The organism is Streptomyces sp. NPDC002104 (assembly GCF_053593795.1).
In genome coordinates this window covers 146,560-170,512 of the sequence record NZ_JBSFDF010000005.1, presented here as the reverse complement: position 1 = coordinate 170,512, position 23,953 = coordinate 146,560, and the positions used below count along the sequence as shown (strand labels likewise).

Annotated in this window: 22 protein-coding genes and 4 pseudogenes; 16 read left to right on the top strand and 10 right to left on the bottom strand. The window is 68.3% G+C overall.

The features are described from left to right. Positions 1-13: 13 nt before the first annotated feature. Together ACWCP2_RS06895 and ACWCP2_RS06890 are read right to left on the bottom strand one after the other, a co-directional pair. A complete protein-coding gene (locus ACWCP2_RS06895) occupies positions 14-655 on the bottom strand; it encodes an acetoacetate decarboxylase family protein (protein WP_450907522.1) in 642 nt (213 codons plus the stop codon). Next, complete coding sequence (locus tag ACWCP2_RS06890; RefSeq protein ID WP_450907521.1) at positions 636-2,432, bottom strand: GMC oxidoreductase; 1,797 nt, start codon at positions 2,430-2,432, stop codon at positions 636-638. Before ACWCP2_RS06890 ends, ACWCP2_RS06895 begins: the two co-directional genes overlap by 20 nt. A 257-nt stretch (positions 2,433-2,689) precedes the next feature. Between ACWCP2_RS06890 and ACWCP2_RS06885 the strand changes: the two genes are divergently transcribed. The 4 genes and pseudogenes from ACWCP2_RS06885 to ACWCP2_RS06870 all read left to right on the top strand — a co-directional run. Then, the gene (locus ACWCP2_RS06885) at positions 2,690-4,054 is read left to right on the top strand and encodes an NAD(P)-binding domain-containing protein (RefSeq protein WP_450907520.1); all 1,365 of its coding nucleotides are present in this window, start codon (positions 2,690-2,692) and stop codon (positions 4,052-4,054) included. Positions 4,055-4,269: 215 nt separating this feature from the next. Further along, positions 4,270-5,625, top strand: coding sequence for a nitrate- and nitrite sensing domain-containing protein (locus ACWCP2_RS06880; RefSeq protein ID WP_450907519.1), 1,356 nt, complete (start codon positions 4,270-4,272; stop codon positions 5,623-5,625). A 34-nt stretch (positions 5,626-5,659) separates the two neighbouring features. After that, complete coding sequence (locus ACWCP2_RS06875; RefSeq protein WP_450907518.1) at positions 5,660-6,403, top strand: maleate cis-trans isomerase family protein; 744 nt, start codon at positions 5,660-5,662, stop codon at positions 6,401-6,403. Positions 6,404-6,620: 217 nt separating this feature from the next. Then, positions 6,621-6,773: pseudogene (locus tag ACWCP2_RS06870) on the top strand (AraC family transcriptional regulator); the annotation flags it as partial. Positions 6,774-6,953: 180 nt separating this feature from the next. On the opposite strand, the gene ACWCP2_RS06865 reads toward ACWCP2_RS06870, so the two are convergent. Then, a complete protein-coding gene (locus tag ACWCP2_RS06865; RefSeq protein ID WP_450907517.1) occupies positions 6,954-7,472 on the bottom strand; it encodes a peptidylprolyl isomerase in 519 nt (172 codons plus the stop codon). A gap of 985 nt (positions 7,473-8,457) precedes the next feature. On the opposite strand from ACWCP2_RS06865, the gene ACWCP2_RS06860 reads away from it, so the two are divergent. Next, positions 8,458-9,018, top strand: a complete 561-nt coding sequence (locus ACWCP2_RS06860) for a hypothetical protein (RefSeq protein WP_450907516.1) — start codon at positions 8,458-8,460, stop codon at positions 9,016-9,018. A gap of 60 nt (positions 9,019-9,078) precedes the next feature. On the opposite strand, the gene ACWCP2_RS06855 is transcribed toward ACWCP2_RS06860, so the two are convergent. Both ACWCP2_RS06855 and ACWCP2_RS06850 read right to left on the bottom strand, forming a co-directional pair. Further along, positions 9,079-9,348, bottom strand: coding sequence for a hypothetical protein (locus tag ACWCP2_RS06855; RefSeq protein ID WP_450907515.1), 270 nt, complete (start codon positions 9,346-9,348; stop codon positions 9,079-9,081). 72 nt (positions 9,349-9,420) lie between these two features. Continuing rightward, a pseudogene (locus ACWCP2_RS06850) lies at positions 9,421-9,566 on the bottom strand (cold-shock protein). Between the two features lie 686 nt (positions 9,567-10,252). On the opposite strand from ACWCP2_RS06850, the gene zwf reads away from it, so the two are divergent. From zwf to ACWCP2_RS06820, 6 genes are all read left to right on the top strand, one after another. Further along, a complete protein-coding gene (gene zwf, locus ACWCP2_RS06845) occupies positions 10,253-11,722 on the top strand; it encodes a glucose-6-phosphate dehydrogenase (RefSeq protein ID WP_450907514.1) in 1,470 nt (489 codons plus the stop codon). Between the two features lie 20 nt (positions 11,723-11,742). Next, positions 11,743-11,964 carry a hypothetical protein gene (locus ACWCP2_RS06840; RefSeq protein ID WP_450907513.1) on the top strand — a complete coding sequence of 74 codons (222 nt, stop codon included), beginning with the start codon at positions 11,743-11,745 and terminating at the stop codon, positions 11,962-11,964. Then, the gene (locus ACWCP2_RS06835; RefSeq protein ID WP_450907512.1) at positions 11,961-12,173 is read left to right on the top strand and encodes a hypothetical protein; all 213 of its coding nucleotides are present in this window, start codon (positions 11,961-11,963) and stop codon (positions 12,171-12,173) included. Before ACWCP2_RS06840 ends, ACWCP2_RS06835 begins: the two co-directional genes overlap by 4 nt. A gap of 164 nt (positions 12,174-12,337) precedes the next feature. Beyond that, positions 12,338-12,682: a MerR family transcriptional regulator gene (locus ACWCP2_RS06830; protein WP_450907511.1), complete on the top strand. Its 345-nt coding sequence runs from the start codon at positions 12,338-12,340 to the stop codon at positions 12,680-12,682. Between the two features lie 46 nt (positions 12,683-12,728). Then, positions 12,729-13,727: a zinc-binding dehydrogenase gene (locus ACWCP2_RS06825; RefSeq protein ID WP_450907510.1), complete on the top strand. Its 999-nt coding sequence runs from the start codon at positions 12,729-12,731 to the stop codon at positions 13,725-13,727. A gap of 323 nt (positions 13,728-14,050) precedes the next feature. Further along, complete coding sequence (locus ACWCP2_RS06820; RefSeq protein WP_450907509.1) at positions 14,051-14,506, top strand: hypothetical protein; 456 nt, start codon at positions 14,051-14,053, stop codon at positions 14,504-14,506. Positions 14,507-14,783: 277 nt separating this feature from the next. Here the strand turns inward: ACWCP2_RS06820 and ACWCP2_RS06815 are convergent, their stop codons facing one another. Continuing rightward, positions 14,784-15,758, bottom strand: coding sequence for a glycosyltransferase family 2 protein (locus tag ACWCP2_RS06815; protein ID WP_450907508.1), 975 nt, complete (start codon positions 15,756-15,758; stop codon positions 14,784-14,786). 106 nt (positions 15,759-15,864) lie between these two features. On the opposite strand from ACWCP2_RS06815, the gene ACWCP2_RS06810 reads away from it, so the two are divergent. Next, a complete protein-coding gene (locus ACWCP2_RS06810) occupies positions 15,865-17,856 on the top strand; it encodes a GtrA family protein (protein ID WP_450907507.1) in 1,992 nt (663 codons plus the stop codon). A 212-nt stretch (positions 17,857-18,068) separates the two neighbouring features. On the opposite strand, the pseudogene ACWCP2_RS06805 reads toward ACWCP2_RS06810, so the two are convergent. Then, positions 18,069-18,224 (bottom strand): annotated as a pseudogene (locus ACWCP2_RS06805) (IS5/IS1182 family transposase); the annotation flags it as partial. 454 nt (positions 18,225-18,678) lie between these two features. Next, positions 18,679-19,245 carry an SMI1/KNR4 family protein gene (locus tag ACWCP2_RS06800; RefSeq protein WP_450907506.1) on the bottom strand — a complete coding sequence of 189 codons (567 nt, stop codon included), beginning with the start codon at positions 19,243-19,245 and terminating at the stop codon, positions 18,679-18,681. A gap of 350 nt (positions 19,246-19,595) precedes the next feature. Between ACWCP2_RS06800 and ACWCP2_RS06795 the strand changes: the two genes are divergently transcribed. From ACWCP2_RS06795 to ACWCP2_RS06785, 3 genes are all read left to right on the top strand, one after another. Beyond that, positions 19,596-21,029, top strand: coding sequence for an NF041680 family putative transposase (locus tag ACWCP2_RS06795; protein ID WP_450907601.1), 1,434 nt, complete (start codon positions 19,596-19,598; stop codon positions 21,027-21,029). 4 nt (positions 21,030-21,033) lie between these two features. After that, positions 21,034-21,360 carry a hypothetical protein gene (locus ACWCP2_RS06790; protein WP_450907505.1) on the top strand — a complete coding sequence of 109 codons (327 nt, stop codon included), beginning with the start codon at positions 21,034-21,036 and terminating at the stop codon, positions 21,358-21,360. Between the two features lie 286 nt (positions 21,361-21,646). After that, a complete protein-coding gene (locus tag ACWCP2_RS06785; protein ID WP_450907504.1) occupies positions 21,647-21,769 on the top strand; it encodes a hypothetical protein in 123 nt (40 codons plus the stop codon). A 113-nt stretch (positions 21,770-21,882) separates the two neighbouring features. On the opposite strand, the gene ACWCP2_RS06780 is transcribed toward ACWCP2_RS06785, so the two are convergent. Further along, positions 21,883-22,488, bottom strand: a complete 606-nt coding sequence (locus ACWCP2_RS06780) for a dihydrofolate reductase family protein (protein WP_450907503.1) — start codon at positions 22,486-22,488, stop codon at positions 21,883-21,885. Positions 22,489-22,914: 426 nt separating this feature from the next. On the opposite strand from ACWCP2_RS06780, the pseudogene ACWCP2_RS06775 reads away from it, so the two are divergent. Beyond that, positions 22,915-23,148 (top strand): annotated as a pseudogene (locus ACWCP2_RS06775) (IS110 family transposase); the annotation flags it as partial. A gap of 83 nt (positions 23,149-23,231) precedes the next feature. On the opposite strand, the gene ACWCP2_RS06770 reads toward ACWCP2_RS06775, so the two are convergent. Beyond that, positions 23,232-23,777 carry a hypothetical protein gene (locus ACWCP2_RS06770; protein WP_450907605.1) on the bottom strand — a complete coding sequence of 182 codons (546 nt, stop codon included), beginning with the start codon at positions 23,775-23,777 and terminating at the stop codon, positions 23,232-23,234. Positions 23,778-23,953 lie beyond the last annotated feature (176 nt).

Genomic DNA, 23,953 nt, shown 5'->3' with positions numbered 1-23,953 from the left:
CCTCGTCGGGTTCTCAGACCTTGGTGGTCGGCGTGCTCGGAGAGGCGCTGCCGAAGGTGAGGCTGAAGTCGCGCAAGGTCAGGCTGAGCAGGGGCGGACCGTCGACCGGGAGCCTGAGCGTGCTGCCCGGCGGGATCCGCCAGGTCGCTCGCGCCAGTGCGACCTGGCTGCGGCTGCGCACGCGGCTTGTCTTCAGGTGTCCGTCGAGTTGCTGGGCGAGGCGGTACGAGATCGGCCAGCGTCCCGGCAGCGGAGTTCGGTGCTGGAAGGACGCGGAGCACAGCGTGGTGTCCTCGGTCCGGGCGGCCGCTTCCATGCCCTTGCCCCTGACGATGTCAAAGGCGGCCGGCTCCTTCGGTATCCCCCACAGTTCGCGGCCCCCGGCCAGCGACGGAGGGCTGTCCACCCATATGTCGGTGATGCTGACGCGGGGCCTGAAGCCGTCGCGGACCAGCACGGCGGAGAGGACCTCGTTGTAGTGCAGGACGCTGTCGTTCTCGTAGATGACCCAGGCGGCGCCCATGATGGCGCGGCCTGCGAGGGTGAACGGCCGTACGCCGTTCGGCAGGGGTGGCACTGCCTTGCGCGGGACGAGCCACAGGGAGAGGTTCATCTGCCCGGCGAGGTGCCAGGGCTCAGGCGGGTACGTCGGCATCGGGGTCCTGTTCTTCGGGCGGTCGGGGGCTGAACCGCAGCGCGGCGGGGGCGTGTGCGGGGACGGCTGGGCGTCGTGGTGTGACGGGATCCAGCCGGCGGTAGGGCGTGTCTGCCCGGGGGCGGGGGTCGGTGTCGCCGATGTTGGGCCACAGGGCGGTGGCGCGTTCGGCGAGGGCGGTGATGGTCAGGGAGGGGTTGACTCCGAGGTTGGCGGAGATGGTGGAACCGTCGATGACGTGCAGCCCGGGGTGCCCGTGAACGCGGTGGTAGGGGTCGACGACTCCGTGGGCGGCATCGGTGGCAATGGTGCACCCGCCGATCAGGTGTCCGGTGGACGGAATGTCGAACAGGTCTCCCCATGTGCCGCAGGCCATCGCGTCGTTCTGTTCGGCGGCGATGCGTGCCAGGCGATGGCCGGCCGGTATCCAGGTGGGGTTGGAGGCGCCCTCGCCAGGCAGGCTGGTCAGGCGCTGTCCGAGCAGACCGCGGCGCAGTCTGGTGGTGAGGGAGTTGTCAGCCGACTGCATGACCAGCAGGACCACCGATTGCCTCGCCCAGCGGCGCGGGCGGTGCAGGGCAGGCAGGCTCCGGGCGTTCGCGGCCATCGCGATGAAGCCGGACAGGAGCCGGGAGCGTCCGGGGGCTGGGTCGGTGAGGGTCGCTCCGAGCAGGGCGAGGAGGTTGCTGCCGGGCCCGTATCGGACCGGTTCGACGTGAGTGGTGTCGTCGAGGTGCACGGAGGAGGTGATGGCGACGCCTTGGGTGAAGTCTGCGCCCGGATCCTTGGAGCGTACGGCGAGGATCGCCTCGGAGTTCGTCCGCGTAAGGTGGCCCAGGCGCGGGGAGATGTGGGGCAGGGAGCCGTCGGCTCGAAGGCGGTGGAGCAGGCGCTGCGTGCCGAGGGCTCCGGCGGCGAAGACGACGTGCCGTGCGGTGGTGGTGCGCGGTTCGGTGCGGATGGTGCGTCCGGTGCGGACGGACGTGACGGTCCAGCCGGCGCCGGTGGTGGTGTTCGGGCGGACGTCGGTGACGGTGCGTTCGGCGCAGACCGTCGCCCCGGCGGCTTCGGCCAGGCCGAGGTAGTTCTTGGGAAGGGTGTTCTTGGCGTTGTGCCGGCATCCCGTCATGCATGCCCCGCAGTGCAGGCAGGCCGCGCGGGCGGGGCCGGCGCCGCCGAAGTAGGGGTCGGGGACGGTCGTGCCGGGCGCGGTGCCGGGTTTCCCGAAGTGCACGCCCACGGGGGTGGCACGGAAGGTGCCTTCGCATCCCAGTTCCCGGGCGGCTTCCTTCAGTACCCGGTCAGAGGGCGTGAGCCGGGGGTTGAGTGTGACGCCGAGCATGCGTCGGGCCTGCTCGTAGTAGGGGGCGAGCTCGCTGCGCCAATCGGTGATGGCGGCCCAGCGGGTGCCCTCGTAGAAGGGTGGGGGCGGATCGTAGAGGGTGTTGGCGTAGCCGAGGGATCCGCCTCCGACGCCCGCACCGGTCAATACCAGAACGCGGCCCAGCAGGGTCATGCGGAGAATGCCGCGGCAGCCGAGGCGCGGGGCGAAGAGGTAATCGCGCACCCGCCAGGAGGTCCGGGGGAACTCGTCGTCCGCGAAGCGCCGGCCGGCCTCGAGAACGGCGACGCGGTATCCCTTCTCGGTGAGGCGCAGGGCGGTGACGCTGCCCCCGAAGCCGGATCCGATGACGAGCACGTCAACGTCGTCGGGGGGTGGCTGCCGCGCGGCAGTGGTGGGTGGCGGAGCGTCTTGGGGTGGTGAAGAGGTGGACATCACGGCTCCCGCAGGACGACAGATCCGCCGGCGACCCCGCGGTGGAGTGATCGACCCGCGGCGTGACCGGGCGGTCATGTGACCGCCCGGTCATAGTGGGCGGCGCCTGGGGCCCTGTCAATGAATCCGGCAGCAGCGCAGAGGCTTCCCGAGTTGCACAACTGCCGCCTTTTGCATGCTGGTTGACAATTATGCAGGCGCGCGCCGACCGTATGACCACCCGGTCATGTGACCGGGTGGTCATAATGGAGGTCCGGATGGAACGCATCTGCGTGATCGGAGCCGGCTCATCCGGCATCGCAGCCTGCCAGGTACTTGCCGAGCGCGGCATCCCCTACGACTGCTACGAGAGCGGCTCCGAGGTCGGCGGCAACTGGCGCTACCAGAACGACAACGGCATGTCCTCGGCCTACCGGTCCCTGCATATCAACACCTCCCGGCAGGTGATGGAGTACGCCTGTTTCCCGATGTCGGATGCCTACCCGGTCTACCCGAGCCACTTCCACATCGCGCGCTACTTCGACGCGTTCGTCGACCACTTCGGCCTGCGTCCCTCGATCGCGTTCCGCACCGAGGTGACGGAGGTCGCCAAGACACCCGACGGCCGGTGGGCCGTGACGGCACGAGACATCGAGGACGGCGCATCGATCAGCCGCGTCTACGACGCGGTGCTGGTTGCCAACGGACACCACTGGAAGCCCCGCATGCCACAACCGGCGCTCGCCGGAACGGGTTCCTTCACCGGCAGCCAGACCCACTCGCACCACTACCGCACCCCCGAGGCCTTCGCCGGAGCGCGGGTTCTCGTCCTGGGTATCGGAAACTCCGCGTGCGACATCGCCGTCGAAACCTCACGCGTCTCCGCGCGCACCTTCCTGACCATGCGCCGCGGGGCGCACATCCTGCCCAAGTACCTCTTCGGAACCCCGACGGATCACCTCACCGGGTCCTGGCTCGCACGGGCCCCGCTCACGATCCAGGCCCTCGGACTGTCGCTGCTCCTGCGGCTCAGCCGCGGTCGCCTGTCCGCATACGGCCTGCCCGAGCCGGGCCACGGTGTCCTCGGCGCCCACCCGACGATCTCCGACGACCTGCTCTCGCGCCTGGGCCACGGCGACATCACCGTCACTCCAATGATCAAGGAACTCGACACATCGGGCGTCGTTTTCGAGGACGGCAGCCGGGAGGAGATCGACGCAATCATCTACTGCACCGGCTACGACATCGACTTCCCCTTCCTGCCGGAGAAGCTGATCAACCCGGCCGACAACGCGGTGAACCTGTACCGACGTGTCGTCTCCCCCGACCACAGCGGGCTGTATTTCATCGGGCTCGTCCAGCCGCTCGGCGCGATCATGCCGCTGGCCGAAGCGCAGTCCCGCTGGGTGGCCGACCTGCTCCAAGGCCGCTGCCGCCTGCCCTCGCACGACACGATGCAGCGCGAGATCAGCGAGTACCACGCCCGCACGGCACGGCGGTACGTCGCCTCCAGCCGCCACACCATCCAGGTCGACGCACTGAGTTACCTCAGGGAGTTGCGTGAGGAGCGCGCACGCTTCTCCACAGGCCACACGAAAAGCCGGCGTCGGGGATCGGTTGACGGTCGGGCCGCACCCCTCTAGTTTTGCGAAACATCGTTTCACTGAACGAAACACGTCAACTCGTTTGTCTCCCTGTCAGGAGTGCCGACTTGCCGATCCGATGGCCCCTCCCGCGACGGTCCGGACAGCACAGGCACACCTCTACCGATACGCCCGGGCGTCGACGCTCCGCAGGCATATCGCCGGCCAACTGGGGCTTCACGTCCCGCCTGGCCACCATCACCGTCATCCCGCTGGTGGCCTTCTCCGCCCTGGGCACCCTGCGCAGCCTTGAAGCCTCCGGTTCCGCCACCACGGCAACCGAGGCCGCAGCCACCGCAAGCCTCTCCCGGCAGGCAGCCGTGCTGGCAGCTGCCCTCCAGGACGAAGCCGGAAGATCAGCCCTGCCACCCGACAGGCCTGCGGCCGCCCCAAAGAGGGCAGTCCCACCGTCAGCGCAACCCGCGGCAGCCACCGACAGGGCGTGGAAGGAATTCCTTGACGCGGCCAGCAGAATCCCGGGCTCGCAGCCCGCTCTGCGCAAACGGCTCGAGGAGTTCATCCAGCGGGCCCCCTCCCTGCCTCAAGTCCGCCGAAGCGCCGAGGAAGCCGAGCAGCGAGCGCAAGAAACCTCAACCGGGAACCTGAGGCAACAGCCGAAGGCGGCCGAGACCTACCAGGACACCCTGGACGTCCAGCGCCAGTACGAGACCCTCATCGCTCCCCTGCTTGGGCTGCACAACGAGATCTCCCTCACCCCCGAAGCCAGCGCCAAAGGCAAGTCCCTCTCCTGCTTGTCCGTCGTGAAATCCGCCATGTCCACGCAGCGTTCACTCATCACGGCGGTCCTCGGCGGACGTCTGGGAACCGCCGAAGCCGCAGAGCGCGTACAGGTAGCCGCAGGCCTCGAGCGGGCAGCTCTGGGAGAGTTCCAGGCGGGCGCCGGCCCTGGGGACGCCCAGCTCTTCTCCTCGACCGTTTCCGCCCTCGGCATGGAACGTTTCACGCAGCTGCGCGCCCCTGTCATGTCCGGTACTCCGACGGGCGCCGGACTTGCGACGACTCCACAGGCGTTCTTCGACTTCGCCGGCGCGCAAGTGGACCAGCTGCACAAGGTCGAAGACCAGCTCGGCCAAGACCTTGCCGACATCACCACCGGCGCGCTCACCGACGCCGGGGACACCGCGGTCCGCTCCGGCGTGTGCACACTCCTCGTCGTGCTGCTCTCCGTCGCGCTCATCAACAGCGGCTGGGGCGAGCCGATCCCGCTGGAAAGAATCCTGCGTGCGGCAGCCGGTGAGGTGAGCAGTACCAGCGCGTACGCATCGTCAACGTACCTGAATCGAGGTGAGCGACCTCGGCTTGGCCTCACCACCAAAGAGCTCGCACACCACAACCGGCGTCTCGCCGTTCCGCCGGCACTGGATGGCTCCGCAGGACGCCGGATGGGCCTGTACGTCGTGGCCCGGCTGGCCGAGCATCACGCGATCCACGTGGAACTTCGAGCAGCGCGCAAGGGCGTCGGGACCACCGCCATGATCACCCTGCCACCAGCGCTCTGCAGTCTGGGCGAACCGGATCTGGAGCCCCGGCGCGTACGCCACTCGCGGTGACTGTCCCTTACCCGTACGAACTGGAGCATCCGCCATGACCAATACCGTGGGCCCACGAGCCGTCTTCGGAGTCATCGTGCCGAGCACCAACACCGTCGTCGAACACGACTATTGGAGTGCACGAATTCCCGGAGTCGCATACCGCACGGGCTCCATGCACATCCCACACCCGGCCATGGCCGACGATCGTGACTTTGAGGCGCTCCTGTCCCAGATCAGGGCTTCCCTTGACACCGCCGTCCGCGACGTCCTTACGGCCGAACCGGACCGGATGGTCATGGGGATGTCCGCGGAGACGTTCTGGGGCGGCGTAGCGGGCAACGCGGCCTTCGAACGCCGACTACGCGAACGCACCGGCCTCCCGGTCACCACCGGCGCAAGTTCCTGCCGGGCCGCACTGCACGCCCTGAAGTGCCGGCGCATCGCAGTCTTCTCCCCCTACCAGCCGGTGGCCGACCGTGAGGTCAGCCGGTTCTTCAGCGAATCGGGATTCGATGTGGCAGCCGTTTCAGGACTGCGCTGCCCGACCGCGACGGATATCGCCAGGGTGGGACCCGACCGGATCCTGGAGATGGTCACCGCACTGGACGGCCCCTCGATCGAGGCCATCGTGCAGGTGGGCACCAACCTCTCCTTCGTCTCCCAGGCCGAGGCCCTGGAGGCCGAGCTCGGCAAACCCGTCGTCGCGATCAACACGGCCACACTGTGGCACGCCCTGCGCGAGCACGGCATCACCGACCGCATCGCTGGCGCGGGCCGCCTGCTCAGAGACTTCTGACCACAGACGGCCCCTGCGGAACCATGACCCGGCCGCAGAGTGGACATGCGGGCCGCCCCCCTGTGGAGGGCGGCCCGCACCCGTCAGGGACGACGGTGAGCGCCGGCAGGAAGCACCAGGGGCGCGTGAGAGCTACGGCGTGCTGCTCCGCGGGTCACTGGGCGTCGTCAGGTCTCGCCCACGTGCCAAGCTGCTGGGCCACCAGCTTCGCGGACCATCGCAGTACCTTGCCGCGTGGGTGATCACCCGGACCCTTGGAGAGGAAGCCGCGCGCGGCGCTATCGGCTACGCGGCTCCGGTCGGCGAAGCCCGGGAGACCGTAGAGCGCGTCATGGGTGCCCTCCACGCAGGCGAGGTCGCACTGAGCTGACACCCGTGGCCAAGGCCTCCACCACTCCCTGGACCGTCTGGAACAACCCCTCGGGGCAAACCTCCTCCCCCACCCCTGAAGCTCTCGGGGCCCAGCCAAGGCGGCGGCAACCCCGGCGCCGGGGAACGCCGTGACCGGAGCACGGCAGTTGTCCACCGCCGCGCTCGCCCCTCCCGTCGGCTACCTGGCCGCACTGCCGCCATGGCCGCCGACGACAACGTCCTCGATGGTGACCGTCTTCTTGGGGGCGCCGTCGCCTTCGCCGTTGATGTTGTCCGTCCCGGCCATCGCGACCTGCTCCAGGAGATCCACGCCGCTGGTCATCTTGCCGAAGGCCGTGTATTTCGGGGGCAGTTCGGAGTCGCCGTAGACCATGAAGAACTGGCTCCCGGTGGTGCCCGGGCCCGCGTTGGCCATGGCGACGGTCCCCTTCGCGTAGATGGCGGTCCGCCTGCCGGAAGAGGGTTTCGGCAGGTTCTCATCGCCGTACGTGTAGGCGGGCCCGCCCGAGCCCGTGCCGGTCGGATCGCCGCACTGCAGGACCTTCAACGCCCCCGTGGTGAGGCGGTGACAGTGGGTCTTGTCGAAGAAGTTCCTCTGCGCGAGGTAGGTAAAGGAGTTGACGGTGCAGGGTGCCTTCGCCCCGTCCAGGGCGAGCTCCAGCTCCCCCAGGTTCGTCTTGAGCGTGGCCTGCACCATGCCTGCGTAGGGCGGTGTGGCCGGGGGTGTCCCCACGTCCTTCGCCCCCTGCTCATGGTGGGGCCGGAACGCGCACGCTGCGGACACGGCCGCAGCCGCGGGTGTCATGGACAGGGCGCCGGCCTGGGGCCGGACCGGACCTGAGAACGCGGCAATGAGTCCGATGGCGAGCGCGGTGCCGGCTGCCGCGCGCAAACTGGTCGAGAGCATGGAAATCCCATCGCAGACGGGGCCCAGGGACCTGATCCGCTGAGGCCAACACCCGCGCAACGACCTCCTGCCGTGCCAGGTCACCCACGCACTGGCAGCAAGGGCGATCGAAGGGTAACCCCCCGCCGTCGAGGCACGCCCTGGTCGTGGGACCTCCCAGGGCACGGCGAACCCACCCGGCCCCGGGCCGGACCCGGGCCGGACCCGCCGGGCTTCGCCGTGGTGGCGGGGCGGGTGGAGCAGTTGCCCGAGCACGCCAACCCGCTCCGGGCCGCCCTTCGGCATCTATCGCCGCCGCGGTCCCGCTGTTCGCGCACCGGCCAGCCCAGACCCGTACCGCAGTGCGGGCGGGTACCCGGTCAGGGCGGCCGCCCGCACCTACCGACTCCCCGCCGCACGCGGACTAGCTGCTGCTACTGCCGGCCTCCTTGCGCGGAAGCGCCGGGCTGCCCGCCTGCCCCGCCCCGGGATCGGCCGAGTCCTTCCCCGTACCGTTCCCGCCGCCATCGTGGGATTCAGGGGCCGGGCCCTTCGCGTACGTGACCGGGCACTTCGCCTTACGCGGAAGCGTCGCGCCGCCGCTCGCCTGCCCCGCCCTGGTGTCGGTCGACTCAGATTCCGGCGTCTCCTGTCCGGCGGATCAGGTGCTTGGGCTCTCCGGCATGGGCTTACCCAGATCACCGTGGAGCGGCCAAGGCACAGGCGCGGCAATCGAAACAGGGGGTGTTCCGGCAACTGCACATGAGGACGGATCGCATCAGCGATGATTCTTGTCATGGATGCAACGGGTGTTGCCGCAATCCTGGCCCTCGCAGGAATCCCCGTGAGCGTGCTCTTGGGCCGCTGGCAGATGCGCACCGCCCTACGTCAGGTCGAGGTGTCCCATCGGACTGCTTTGGAGATCGCCGCTGCCAACCACCGCAACGTATTGGAAGCGGCAGAGGCCAGCCACCGCAATGCCATGGAACTTGTGCGCAAGCAGGAGGAGGCGGAGCGCGCGCGTTGGCTGGCTGAAGCGCGTCGTGCCGAGTACAGGCTTCTACAGAACTCGTTGGCGCAGTTTCGGCGAACCCTTTTGGCTCCTGATCCAATTATTGAAGATGTTCTGTCCGCTTTTGATGAGGTTCACGAGAGTGTGCACTCTATCGAAGCGGTAGGGCCTGAAGAGATATACCGCCTGGCGGTCAGAATTCTCGTGGCGTGCCGGGTACCGGCCGTTACCTTCCAGCTGGGAAGATCTCCCTTACTGGAAGACCGAGAGCGCTGGTGGAATCAGATCAGGTCACTGCGGCACGACTTCCATGACGCAGTAAAGGATGTCCTGGAAGGTTACTGAGGGTGAAGTCGGCCGTGTGACCCGCCGGACACGCTCTAGTACTCCAGCCGTAGATCGTGATCATGGATGCGGAGGTCCGCGCATCAGAGCTGGTTCTTCTTCCGGCGGCCGCTGAGCACGATGCCGATGCCCATGCCGGCCGCGGCGCCCGCGAGGATCATCCACCAGACGTTTCTTGCCGCCCGAGTCCTTCTCCTTGTCCTTCTTGTCCGCCGCCTGGTCCGATGCCTTCGCGGACGCGTTCTGCGGCGCCGGGCCCGTCGCGTGCGCGGCCAGGATCAGGGTGCCGAGGCCCGCCGGGTTGCCGACCGGCAGGAGCGCGGGTCCCACAACGCAACGGCTCCCGCATGGCGTTGAAGGCAGCTCATGCGGGAGCCAGGAGCCTCAGCGCGGGCCAGGGCCTCAGAGATGGCGGACCGACCTGGCCTCCAGCGCCTTCTCCCCCTGAACGACTTCGAACTCGACGGGCTCGGCTTCCTGGATCTCCCCGCCGCCGTCGATCGCGGAGGTCTGACGTACACGTCGTCGCCGCCCCCGTCCTGCGCGATGAAGCCGAAGCCCTTTTCCGAGTTTCACCACTTCACGATGCCCGTCGCCATGCCCTTTCCCCCTTACAAGATCGAGGGTGCCGCCAGCCAGCCCTGCGGGCAGCACTCACCACGGACGGTGCGACCCGGCGACCCACGGCGGTACAAGGATTCCAGCCGCCCCAGAACACGCCATCCACAACACACAGGCCGCACCAGGGGCGGCGGTGCTCGCTCCACGGCCATCCGGGGGACGCAGTCAATCCGAACCCGCGCATACCCATGGGGGTATGGGAGCGTTGCGTCCATGCGCCGCTGGTCTCTGCTTGCTGCTCGGCGTCCTGCAGGCGGTCCCGGGATGCGTGAGCGTAGATCCCGCCGGCCGCCCGGCCCCGACCGCCTCGCCGGCCGCCGACGACACCCCCCTCCCCCCGCCCGAACCGCGCCCAGTCCAGGGCAGGCGGCCCTGCCACTCTCCCCTACCCGCCCCCTCCCATGCCGTCCAGCCGTCCGGCTGGAGACCAGGCCGGAACACCGGACCCTTCGTGCGATCCCGGGTGCCGGATCGGTCGCGGGCGTGCAGAGTGGGTGTGAGGGCGCACGGCCGCCGCGTAGGTGGAGCCGGCACGGGCCCGGGGCGTGCCGGGGGCGCCCGCTGCCGCACTCGCGCCGTGCGGAGTTCAGGCGCGGATGAGGGAGGATGTCCGATGGCTCAGCCGACCCAGCAGTGCGAACCCCTTGCGGACCACGTCATTGTCCTGTTCGGCGCCACGGGTGATCTGGCCCGGCGCAAGCTGCTTCCCGGGCTGTTCCATCTGGCGCGAGCCGGGCTGATGCCACCGCACTACCGTGTCGTCGGTACGGCGCCTGCCACGGAGGCCCTCACCGACCAGGAGTTCCGGGATCACGCGCGGCAGGCCGTAACGGAATTCGGGCGCGCACGGCCGGAGGGCCCGGCCTGGGAGACGTATGCGGCCGCCCTGTCCTTCGGTGCGGCCGACACGGGAGCCGCGGAGCCCCTGGTGACGGCCGTGCGCGCGGCGGAGGCGGAGCTCGGGGGCGAGCCGCGCCGGCTCTTCCACCTTGCCGTGCCCCCGGTCGCTTTCACCTCCGTCATCGACCTCCTCGGTGCCACGGGGCTCGCTGAGGACGCCCGCGTGATCGTCGAGAAGCCCTTCGGTACGGACCTCGCATCCGCTCGCGCCCTCAACGCGGCCATCCACGCGGTCTTCGACGAATCACGGGTGTTCCGGATCGACCACTTCCTGGGCAAGGAGGCCGTCGACAACGTCCTGGCCCTCCGCTTCGCCAACGGTCTGGTCGAGCCGCTGTGGAATCGCGAGCACATCAGCCACGTACAGATCGACGTGCCCGAGCACATCGACATCCAGGGCCGCGCCCGCTTCTTCGAGGGCACCGGAACCTTCCGCGACATGGTCGTCACCCACCTGTTCCAGCTGCTCGGCTTCATCGCCATGGAACCGCCGGTCGCTCTGGAGGCGGGCCCGCTCCGGGACGAGCAGGTCAAGGTCTTCCACAGCATGCGCTTGCTGGATCCCGCGCACGCCGTCCGCGGCCAGTACGCCGGCTACCGTGCCGAGGAGGGCGTGGATCCGGAGTCGGACACGGAGACGTTCGTGGCCCTGCGGGCCGAGATCGACAATTGGCGCTGGTCGGGAGTGCCGTTCCTCCTGCGGACGGGCAAGGCCCTGGCCGAGGGTCGGCACGTGGTCACGATCGGCCTGCGCGAGCCGGTCCTGCGGATGTTCCCGCTGGACGCGCGGGATGCGGCGGACGGCCGGGGCAACGAACTCGTCATCGACTTCGACGACCCCGGCTCCATCACGGCCCGGTTCCTCGTCAAGGAGCCGGGACCGTCGATGCGGCTGACCGACGGCGAAATGGTCTTCGACTACGGCACCTCGTTCGCGGCACAGAGCTTCCTGGAAGGTTACGAGCACCTCCTCCTCGAGGCCATGCGCGGCAACCAGTCCCTGTTCACCCGGTCCGACGGCGTCGAACGGCTCTGGGAAGTGGCGGCACCGCTGCTCGACGAGCCGCCGGCGGTGCAGCCGTATGCCCCTGGTAGCTGGGGGCCGGACGCCATCGACGCCCTGGTGGCGCCTTACCACTGGCACCTGCCTGACCGGCGGCTGAATGGCGGGGGCGAGGTCTAGGGGTACGACGCCGGAGGCGAGTGCGTCAAGGTCGAACCGGAAGAGCCCGACGAGATCGCGCCGGGCCGCTCCTCCCCGGCAAGGCCCGGGCCTCGGAGAAGGAGCTGACGAAGGCCGAGCGGCTCATCGTGGCCCTGAGCATGAGCTGGGACCCCGGCGGGTTCCGCGACACCTTCCAGGAGAAGGTCGCCGCCCTCATCACGGCGAAGCGGTCGTACCGCTGTTCCTGTACGTCGGCATGATCGCCCTCCTGGCCGGGCTCAGGGGCCCCGGCGGCATCCGCTCGCTCGTGCTGTTCGTTCTGGGCACCGTCGCGATCGCGCTGAACTCGGACTCTCTCCCGCTGGGCGGGTTGTGCTACCTCCTGGCGTTCATCCCCCTCCGGCACCGCGTGGCCGCCCTGCAGGTCACGGTTCCCTGGGGGACCCTGCGGACGCCGGCTGGCCACTGAGTTGTCGCCAGGCCGACTGCGCAGATCACGTATGTGGCGTGGCAGGGCCTCCTCGTGCTCGTACTGGTCGTGGGCGGTTGTCTGACCTGTTGAGTTCTGTCAGGTCTTCAAGCCGTGTGCGGGGTATTGGAAGATCGCGACGCGTCTGGACGTTGTCGCCGGACATGCAGATCAGTGAAGCTTCCAGAGTCAGCGGTGTCAGCGCACGTGCGCTGCGCTACTACGAGGCCGAGGGCCTGATCGCCTCCGGCCGCTGCTCCAACGGGTTCCGTGACTACTGCCAGACGACCATCGACCAAGTGCGGCTCATCCGCGAGTTGCTGGCGTCCGGGCTGCCCGTGCGGCTCATCCGGGACGTACTGCCCCGCCTCACTGACGAAGTGTGTCCGGAGTTCCTGGCCGAGGTGGAAAGCCACCGCGACCGCCTCGCCGCACGCATCGCCATCCTCAGCGGCCAGCAGGCGGCCCTCGAAGCCTTCCTCCGGAAGGCCCGTTCGGCCAGTTCGTGAATGCCATTTGACCTTGACACAAGCGTCAGCTGCCTAAGGTCGTCCCATGAGTACTGATGAGCAGCTGATGAAGGCCCTGGTCCAGCAGTCACACCAGGGTCCGAAGGACCTGACCTTGACGATCGACCAGCCCCGCCCTAGCCCGGGGCCCGGCGAGTACCTGATCCGTGTGGGGGCCGCTGGGGTCAACTTCGCGGACGTCCTGCAAAGCCGTGGAACCTACGAGGGTGGGCCGCAGGCGCCCTACGCGGCAGGCTTCGAAGCCGTCGGCGAGATCGTGGACGCCGCCCCGGACGTCGAGAGCCCGCTTCCGCTCGGCACCCATGTCGTGGGGGTGGGTGCGGGCGCGTTCGCGCAGTACATGACCATGCAGTCCGCGAGCGTGCTCCCCGTCCCATCCGGCTGGAGCGACGCCGAATCCCTTGGCCTGGTGCTGAACTGGGCGACCGCGCTGGCCGCACTCAAGCCGCTGGGCGAGATCAAGCCGGGTGAGGCGGTGCTGGTGTACGCGGCGGCCGGAGGCGTGGGCCAGGCCGCCGTCCGCCTCGCCCGGCACTACGGCGCACGCGTCATCGCCACGGCCTCGCCGGCCAAGCACGCCACCGTCAAGGCCCTGGGAGCCGACGAGGTGCTGGACAGCCGACGCCCCGATCTCGCCGAGGAAATCCTGCGTCTGACCGGCGGTGTCGACCTGGTACTGGAATCCGTGGGCGAGGCCACTTTCGGGACCAGCCTGACGGTCGCCAAGCCGTTCACCGGACGCATCGTCATCTTCGGCGCCGCCTCCGGGCACGCCGATTTCTCCACCCGCGACTTCATCTTCACCCACTACGCCCAGGTCAAGGGCCTGCACATTTTCAACTGGGCAGCAGCAGCCCCGGCCGCTTTCAGGGAACTGCTCGTCGAGCTCGACGAGCTCATCGGCCAAGGCGTCTACCAGCCCGGCACGCCGCGGATCCACCCTCTGGCACTGGGGCCGGACGTGCTGCGCCAGCTCGAAGAAGGCCAGACCAGCGGCAAGCACGCCCTCGACCCCTGGCGCTGAGAACGACCACGCGGCAGGGACCCGCACCGCAGACGGTCCGGCCGCTGGTCCTGCCGCAACCAGGGAGAGACATCCACGGCCGGCACCAGGCGACCATCGTTCGGACGGGGGCAACGGCACGTCCGTCAGCGCGCGACGCGGGCGGGCGACGTCGATCCGGCCCCGGTTGATCCCGGGGTACAGGCGGCCTCCGTGCGGACCAACCCTGAGCACAGGATCGAGGCTGGGCCTCGCGCACGTCCTGTGCGCTGGGGAAACCCGTACGAGTCCGGGCTCAGTTCGACGCCCGTGGATGAACGGCAAGCTAAGGAATAATCGTGACCATGGAACACCCCCACCTGGCGTCCACTGAGGCCGCCGTCACCGCGATACGCAAGATCGCGGACGACTACCGCCTGGCGATGACCGTCACCCACGACATAGGCGCCGACCAGACGTCACGCCGCACCTCGGCGGGCGTCTTCGCGACCCTCGACCCCGACGGCTCACTGCCGCACGAGGCGTTCGTCGAACTGGCTGGCTCACCCACCGTGAGTGTCCGGGTCTTCCCCGAGGACGACGTGAAAATCACCGTGGATCACGTCGAGTTCCACGACGTGCCCCGGGACTCCGTCCCGGCGTTCCTGCGCTCCGTGTACGGCGGACTGGCCTACACGAAGGGCCGGTTCTTCCCCCCGGGCCAGTGGCTCATCGTCCCCCTCCCCGGCGACGAGACCTACAAGGAACTGATCGCGGACACCACTCGCACGCCGTGGCTCGCACGCAGTACGCGTCGCTGATGGCAACCCGCCAGTGGCCGCTCCGTGGACGACCCCGTTCCACACCTTGGGCAGTTGAAAGCCCGACACCTACTCAGCACTGACCTTTGGACAGCGCACCATCCAAGCCGCATCCCGAAGCAGGTCCCGGCCGGGCGACCGGGGCCGGGCGGGTGGGTTTTGGTCTGACCACCACAAACGCCAGCCGAGCCCTTACACGCTAGAACCATCCACAACACACCTGGTCAGTGGTACACCAAGCACCACCCCCTCCAGCGTCAGCTGCGGTGCGGTGTCGTCAGGACGGCTTGGGGGCGTTCTGGCGGAGCATGTCCGGGACGAAGTCCGTGTCTCGGGTCGGGGCCGGGTACCTCAGGTGGGCGAGGCGTGCCTGCTCCTGACGCATGTGCATGAAGGACTCCAGGATGTACCCGACCAGCAGCACGAGCACCGCGATGATCATGATCGAGGCCGACAGTACGGCAGTGGGGAGGCGCGGGACCGTGCCGGTCTGGATGAACTCGCTGATCAGTGGGGCTCCCAGGATGAGGGAGACGAGGGCGAGCAGGCTGGCGACGACGGAGTGGTACAGCGAGGGGCGCTGGCGGCGGGCGAGGCCCAGTATGAGCTTCAGGATGCGCCAGCCGTCGCGGTAGGTACGCAGCTTGCTGACGCTGCCGGCCGGGCGGTCCTTGAAATCGACCTCTATCTCGGCCGTGGGCAGACGCAGGCTGAGTGAGTGCACCGTCATCTCGGTCTCGGTCTCGAACTCGTGCGAGAGCGCCGGGAAGGACTTGATGTAGCGGCGCGAGAAGACGCGGTAGCCGCTCAGCATGTCGGTGACGTCGTTGCCGAACAGTGAGCGGACGGTGCCGGTCAGCATCTTGTTGCCGACCGCGTGGCCCGCGCGGTATGCCGTCTCGACTATCTCCCGCCGGGCGCCGACGATTTGGTCGTACGGGCCTTCGAAGAGCAACTCGACCATCTCGCGGGCGCGCGACGCATCGTAGGTGTCATCGCCGTCGATGATGAGGAGCGCGTCCGCCTCGATGTCGGCGAATGCGCGGCGGATCACGTTGCCCTTGCCCTTGCGGAGTTCGTGGCGCACCACAGCGCCCGCCTTGAGGGCTTCGGCGACGGTGTCGTCCGTGGAGGCGTTGTCGTACACATAGATGACTGCCTCGGGGAGAGATGCGCGCAGGTCGCGAACGACCTTGCCGATGGCGGCCTCCTCGTTGTAGCAGGGGACGACACACGCAATCGCCGGATTCATCGGGTGGTCCTCGTTATGGTTAGGAAACGGACAGGGTGATGACCTTGATCGTTCGGATGTTATCCCTAATTTGTTCACATGACTTCCGTGCGCTTACGTTCTGTCCATGCTGCAAACGATGGCGTGGAGTCGGCGCATGCCCGCGTGGGCGCGCAAGGTCTGGCGGGAGGTCGCGGCCTTCGGCGTTGTCGGCGCTCTCGCATTCGTGGTGGAGACCGCCAGTTTCAACCTCATGATCTTCGGTTCCGCCTCCTCGGGCGGCGGAATCCTGGGCGGTACGCCCGTGCTTGCCTCCGTGGTCGCCACCCTGCTCGCGATGGCTGTGAGCTGGTTCGGCAACCGTTACTGGACCTACCGGGACCGACGCGGCGGCGCACAGCGCAGTGAGCTCATCTGGTTTCTGGTCATCAACCTGGCGGGCATGGCCGTGACGGCCGTCCCCGTCTTCGTCTCGCACGAACTGTTCGGCCTGGGGTCGTCCCTGAGCGACAACGTGGCGCGGCTGATCGGCTGGGCGGCGGCGACGCTGCTGCGCTTCGTCGCCTACCGCAACCTGGTCTTCAGTCAGCCTGGAAAGGACGCCATTCCCGTGACCGTCAGCACTGACCGGTGGACCACGACACTGCGCGGCGCCTGGCGGCGCGGCGAGCCCTGGCCGTGTTGCCTGGCCGTCATCGCGATCATCTGCGGCGTCGTGGTGAATGCCATCTTCCACCCCGGCTACCTGAGCACGGACAGCGTGGAGCAGCTCATGCAGGCGCTGGGAGACCGGCCGGTGACCGACTGGCACCCGCCGGTGATGGCCCTGCTGTGGCGCATCCTCATCGACACCACCGGTGCCATCTCGGCTATGGCCACGCTCCAGATCGCTGTCCTGTGGGCGACGTTGTGGGTCCTCGCCCGACTGCTGTGGAAGAAGACCGGCAGCCGTGCCCTGTCCCTCGCCATGCTCGCAGTCGGCCTCGCCCCGCACATCCTGACCTTCACCGGGGTGGTGTGGAAGGACGTGCACATGGCGTACGCCATGCTCGCCGTCCTCGCGGTGGCGCTCACAGCGCGCGAACTGCCCGCCGGCCGGACCAAGACGCGCTGGTCCCTGCTGGTCCTGGGTGTGCTGTTCCTCGCGTACGCCATCCTGGTCCGCAAGAACGGCTTCCCGGCCGCGATCCCTGTCTTCGTGTTGCTGGTCATGGCCGTGTGGCCCGCCCCGGGCCGCCGCCGCTGGCTGGTCGCCACCGGCGCTCTCATCGCGGTCACCGCGGTCGGCAGCGTCGCCGTCTCGGCGGCCACGAGCCCCGTGGCCACCCGCCAGTACGCGCAGATTCCCCTGGACGACCTCACTCACGTACTGACCCCGAAGCAGGTGCGCGCGGCCGCCGAGCAGGCCGGAGCGAGCGCGGACTTCCGTGACCGCTTGGTCACCACCACCGTCCAGTGCCAGAAACGGCAAATCCAGGCCGACGTGTACTTCAACTGCTACCCGAGGGACCTGTCGCTCGGTGCCACCGAGCTGAGCCAGAACGCCGACGTCCTCGTACGGATGTGGACGCAGCAGATGCCCAAGCACCTGAATGACTATGCCGCGTACCGGGTGCAGGTGTTCGCGAAGCTCCTCTTCCAGGGCAACCTGGCCTTCTACGACGGCTCCGCGACCAAGCTCGACGTCCTCAAGAGCGCGCCGGTCAGCCAGCCCATGAAGTTCACCTTGCAGAGCTATGTGACCGGCTTCGACCGCGATCTGCCGATGCTGTTCGAGGGCTGGTTCTGGCTGGCCATCTCCCTGGTCCTTGCCCTGCGCCGCCGCTGGGTCGGGCCCTACTCGCGGGAGCTGAGGCTCCTCGGGGCCAGCACCGTGCTGTACATCCTCGCCTACGTGCCCACGGCGCCCCAGTCGAACTTCCGTTACGTGTACTGGCCCGCGCTGTCCGGAACCATCGCGCTGGTCCTCATCGCGGCCGGGTACCTGGTGCGGCGCCGTGAACAGGCCTCCGAAGCCGTGCACGAGACGGACTCGGTCCCCGAGACGGCAGCCGCCGCGGCGACCCCGTCCCCCGGGGCCCCGGCCGCGGCTCCGCTGGAGGTCGCCGCCCCGCGGTGACCCGTGTGGTCGACATGGCGAATCCGGCTCGAGATCGGATCGTCGGGTAGTCGACGGTGAGGCCTTGACCCAGGGCCGGGTAGTTGACGTGTCCACAGGTCGGGCAAGCCAGTTGAAGACTTTGGACGCAGAGCAACGGAGCTCGTTGGAACAGGCAGTCGACCACGACAGCTTGTCCCGAAGGAGCTCCGTTGCCCCATCATTGAGCGTTTTCAGCGTTGCCGCTCCCGGGCGAGGGCGGCTCTTGCGATTGACGTCATGCGGGTTGGGCTGCAGCGGGCGTGACGGAAGATCCGCCAGGTCTTGAGGCGGGCGACGCCGCGCTCGACCGGTGCCCGCGCTGCTGCCAGGGCCTGGTTGGTCGTTCGTTAGGCATGTCTACGCCGGTCAGGGCTGAACACGTAGTCGTGTTGCAGGGTCGGTTTGCACAGCCCGGGTGAGTGCTGTCCGATGACAGCGGATGCTGAGGCCGTGCCATCGCGTGTTCAGTGAACTAGACCGTTTCGTTCGGATCATCTGATCGTTGGTTCGGGTGTGCCATTGAGTGACGCGCAGTGGGCGCGGTCGAGCCGTTGCTTCCGGACCGGACGCCGAAGCGAGGTGGTCGATGGAGCCAACCCAGCAGCCTTCGAGCCCATAAACCCCCAGCCACTACGAGCGCAACGGGTTCCACATCAACACACAGCAGCCAAACCATCCGAACACCCGCAGGTCACAGAACCAGACCACGCACTACATCAATGGCCCGTCTTACATGACCCGCCCCATCACCAAGCCACGCAAGGCCCCCGAGCGGTCCTCGCCCCAGCTCTGCCCAGGTAGTCAGGAATCGGTGACCTCTGGGCTGACCGGGGGCAGCGCCCAAGGTTCCAGCGTTCCATCACAGAGCTCGGCCAGGAACTGCACGACTCCGCCTTCGTAGTGCCACCAGCCCCCGTTCCGAGACGCGACGGTGACCTGCCACTTCTGCGGGCTGTGCTCGATGGAGCTCCACAAGAACCGGTCGCCCTCGGCTGACTCACCCCACGGCAGCAAGCCGCCGGGCGCTGGATGGGGACTGCGCAGGTCGGCGGCATCATCAGAGTCCCACCAGTCCCGGTCATCCCGCATGGCCCGGAAACGGTAGATCTCCCTGCCCGGGTCGGGAAGGGAGACGAGCAGGAAGTCGTCGAGCGCGAACGCGGGATACAGCTCGGCCAGGCACTTGAAGTCGGCAGGCAAGATGACGCCGAGCCCGTCCTCAATGACGCTCCAGTCAAGCCTCGCAGGCTCCGGCCTGCGGTGATTTACCAGCCCAGGAACAGCGCCCTCCAACGTGGCGATCGCCTCGGCAGGATCAAGAATCCTGCGGACCGGTGCCTGAGTGCCGATGAAGTCGTCATCAATCATGGCGAGCAGAGTGTCAGATCGCTCCGACAAGCAGTTCAGCCAGGTCTAATCGCTCTCAGGATGAACGGCCACCCATAGGCAAGGCACCCCAAGGGCGTCAGACCATCCGGGCTCGGGCAGCTCCGGATTGCAATCAGGCAGTCAGCTTGACGTTTATGGTCCGGCGTCGAACGAGGGTCGAACTTGTTCGGTGTTTGCCCAGTTCACCAGCGGTGTGAGACTCCGCGGGCCGATTCTGTGCTGAGCGACAGCGCAGCACGGAGGCCGGGATCGTGGGACTGGTCGAGCACGAGGTTCAACGAGGCGCGTTCACGGTGATGGCGGAGTTCCGCTCGGAGTAGTACGCGTGCCTGACCGCACGGAGCGACGCCCTGTTCGAGCTGTGCGACGCGCTGCTGTGCACCGACGGTCCGGCCCGCACCCTCGTGGACCTGGCGCTCGCTCCCGAGCCTCGACGCGGGCACGGGGCCTTGTACTCCGCGATCAACCACGGCCGGATTGACCTCGCCCGGCTGCGGCGGGCACTGACCGGCGTCCCGCTTCCCCGAGTCGGCGACGGTCGGCTCGTTCTGGCAGTGGACATCTCCCCGTGGCTGCGGCCGGACGCCGACACCTCCTCCGACCGCTCCTTCCGCCATACCGTCGGCCGGGGCCTGGGCACGCACCAGATGGTGCCCGGCTGGCCGTACTCGATCGTCGCCGCCCTGGAGACCGCCCGGACCCCGTGGACCGCGCTGCTGAACGCGATCCGGCTGGAACCCGGCGCCGACTTGGCCACGGTCACCTCCAGTCAGGTCCGAGACGTCGTCGAACGCCTCATGGACGCCGGCCAGTGGCTGGAGGGGGACCCGGAGGTCCTGGTCGTGCTGGACGCGGGCTACGACGCGCCCCGCATCGCCCATCTCCTGGCCGACCTGCCGGTGGAGGTTCTGGGCCGGCTCCGCTCGGACCGGGTGATGCGCAAGCCCGTTCCGGTGCCGTGGATCTGCCCGCCGCAGGGCGGGCGCCCGCCCAAGCACGGCGGCGAGTTCGTCTTCGGCCGACCCGAGACCTGGGGCGAGGCCACCGCGGCGACCGTCACCAGCACCGACCGATACGGGGCGGCGACCGCACAGGCATGGGACCGGATGCACCCCCGGCTGACCCGACGGGCGGCTTGGCTCGACCACGAGGGACCGCTGCCCATCATCGAGGGCACCGTGATCCGGCTGGCAGTCGAAAAGCTGCCCAGCGGCAGGGTGAACAAGCCTGTCTGGCTGTGGTGGTCGGGCACCGGCGCCGGCCCCGCCGACGTCGACCGGTGCCGGCAAGCGTTCCTCCGCCGCTTCGACGTGGAACACACCTTTCGGCTTCTCAAGCAGCCTCTCGGCTGGACCAGGCCCAAGCTGCGGGACTCGGCGGCGGCAGACCGCTGGACATGGCTCGTCCTGGCCTCACACGCTCAGCTCAGCCTCGCCCGCCCATTCGCACGCGGCCTCCGGCGTCCCTGGGAACGAACCGCGGAACCGAACAGACTCACCCCCGCCCGGGTCCGGCGAGGGTTCAAGAACCTGCACGCGAAGACGGGCACGCCAGCCGGTGCACCAAAACCCACACGACCCGCCCCCGGACGCCCGCGCGGCTCGAAGAACCGACAGCCCGCCACCCGCTACGACGTCGGACGCGTCCTCGCCACCGGCGAGCCCTACACCCGCCCCGCCCACCACAAGAAGGGCACCAAACCGCGCCGAGGCAGCGGCCCCGCCACCCCCGTTCATCGCCACGATCCCGACGATGTTGGATAGCGGCATGGTGAGACGCAAGAAGGAGAAGAAGAAGCGCCCCACCTGGGGCATTCCGAAGGGGATCGTCCTGCTTGCGACGCCGGAAGGCTGGCGCTTCATGATCCAACCCGTAGAAGGTGGCATGCTCTGCGGGCGCCTGGACATTCCGATCAACACCGACCCGCAGGACGCGCGAGCCGCTGCGGCAGTCATGGTGGTGGAATTCGCGCACGACGTCCACGACACCGACGTCGAGGTGACCTGGGATCCGCCCCCGGAGCCCTGGTCATGGACCGCCCAAGTAACCCTCGCCACGCCGATCGAACCTGCCCCGTCGGGCACCGGAGGTTAAACGACAAGGTCAGGCAGGAGCACCCGCACCGGCGGGAGCGGCGCCCCGGTCGGTGTCCGGTGGGGCGCGGTCCGGCCGCGCGACGCCTGACCTGCCATAACACCTATAGCCGCTCACGTGTTCGAATGAACGCAAGTGGGGGCTCCTGCGCCCGGGGGAACAGCCACGATTGCGCGGGCTCGCGCCGACGGGCACGAGGATGGGAGAGATCGCCTAAGGCAGCGCAGGGAAGCACGTCCTCCTGCCCGCCGGCACCATCCGCCAGATCGACGCCGCCGAGGAGAAGGTGTACGTCGACCGGACCAAGAAACAGATCAAGAACGCACCCGAATACTACGCCGACAAGCACGCAGGCGAACCCAGCCACCTCGAACAGTTCGCCCGCTACTACGGCATGCCCCACATCTGACGGTTCGGGGCCGGGTGACCGGGCGTCCTGACATTGGCCGTCCCCCTTTTAGGGCTTGCTTTGCACCTGCCGACGCCGGCCTGGCAGCCGTCCAGACCGGCGCCGGGGTGACATCACGCAGGGACGCTGAGCGGCGGGCGCTCCAGTACGCGGGGCTTGTACTCGACGAGCTGGATGCGGCTGTCGAAGGTGCGGTGCTCGATCATCTCGAGGGCAACGTCCGGATAGCCGTCGTAGATGCGTTCTTCGCCCGTGGCCCCGGTGATGACCGGGAACATCACGACCCTGAAGCGGTCGACGAGTCCGGCTCGTAGCAGGGAGCGGCACAGGCTGAGGCTGCCGATTGTGCTGAGGAGCCCCGATCCACTGGACTTCATGGCGCGGACCGCCTCGACGGCGTCGTCGCGGACGAGCGTGGAGTTGGCCCACTTCAGTGGCTCCTCGAGTGAGGAGGAGAACACCACCTTGGACGCTTGCGTGAGCTCGTCGACGGACGCCTCTTCTTCGGGCCTGAACTCGTCTTGGCCATTCGGGATCTCGCCCGCGGCGAAGCCCGACATGAGGCGGTAGGTGTTCGCTCCCATCAGATAGGTGACCTCGGGCTGCTCGCCGAGCCAGGCGAGGTACTCCGGGCCCTCGAGGCCCCAGAAACCGGGCCATCCGTCTCCCGATGCGTGGCCGTCGAGGGAGGTGATGAAGTCTACGAGAAGCTCCGACATGACGCTGTCCCTTCCTGAGGTGTCACGAGCTTGGACTGGCCGCGAGCCGCAAACTCATCGGCCGCGCTGTCGGGTAACGAGAAATCCCACGACTGCAGCCGATCAGATTGGTGGAGGGCCGCCCGCGAACGGTCCGGGCCAACAGGCACGCTCAGCCAGGCCAGGTGCAACGCTTAGGGGCCAACTGAGACGCTCCTTACCGTATTGGCGGATTGATTCCGGTCCTTCGTACGATCGGGAGACCCAGGGGCCTGGGTGTGGCTCTATCGCGCTCTTGCCGTACGTGTGGCTTTGACTGATTGGCCGCCCAGTGCCCCGCGACGACACGGCCACTCATTGGGATGAGCGAACAGAGATCGCTTCGTAAGGACACGTCGGCGTGGTCGTCTGCAGGGACCAGTCAAACGATCGACGAGGGAGGCTCGGGTGCCCGAGCTCTGGGCGGGGACGGATGCCGGCAAGGCCGCGCATCACTGCACGGTGATCGATACGGACGGGGCGAAGGTGCTCTCGCGCCGGGTGCCCAACAACGAGCCTGAGCGCATGGAGCTGATAGGCGACGTCCTCGCACTGGCCGAGGACGGCCCGGTGACGTGGGCCGTCGACCTCAACGCTGGCGGCGGGGCTCTGGTGATCGCTCTCCTGACTGGCCATGGTCAGCGGCTGCTCTACAGCCTGGCCGAACCGTCCACCACGCCTCCCGCGGCAACCGAGGCGACGGCAAGACCGATGCGAAGGACCCCCTACGTCGGCGTCGCCTCGACGATCACATCCGCGCCCGGCACCACATCGGTGTATGTAGCCCGGGGGCCGTTCAGCGTCGGCGTCGGCAGCCCGCCACGCCACTGCAGTGTGATCGCGTCGTCACCCGAGCCCACGCCCACCAGATCGGTGGGCGCAGCCGACTGAGCATTCCTCAGCGACGCTGCCTTCGTGCCTGCCTTCCCGGACAACCGCAGCCCCTGCGGATGGGCCTTCGAGGCAACCGAACCATCCGCGGCAGCGGCGAAGTCCACATCGATGTCGCGCCACTCGGCGCTGGCCGCGTCCCTAAAACGGATCGCTCCGGCTGCCACCTCAGTGGTCAACGAACCGTCTTTGTTCACCCACGTCGTCGACGTCTCCGAACGCTCCGACAGTGCCTCCACCCGCTTGCCGGACAGCCGAGCGGTTACACGGGCGGACACGATGTCGGCGACCGCAGTCGGATACCGGTCCGCTGTCTTCTGCTGCGGAGCCTGTTGCAGGGCGCCCGTCGCGGTGGTGCCGTACAGCGGCGTGACGGACATAGCCAGGGCGATGGAGGTGGCTATTCGCCGGGTCCAAACGCTGCGGAGGTCGGGCCAGGCACGCCCGCGCCAAGCCCGCGTTCTTGTTGCTCTCATGAATCCCTACAGCTCTTGCCGACCCAGGAGTTGGGCCCGTTCGGCAGAGCCGTATCTGCGTAGAAAAGTGCCTCTTTCGC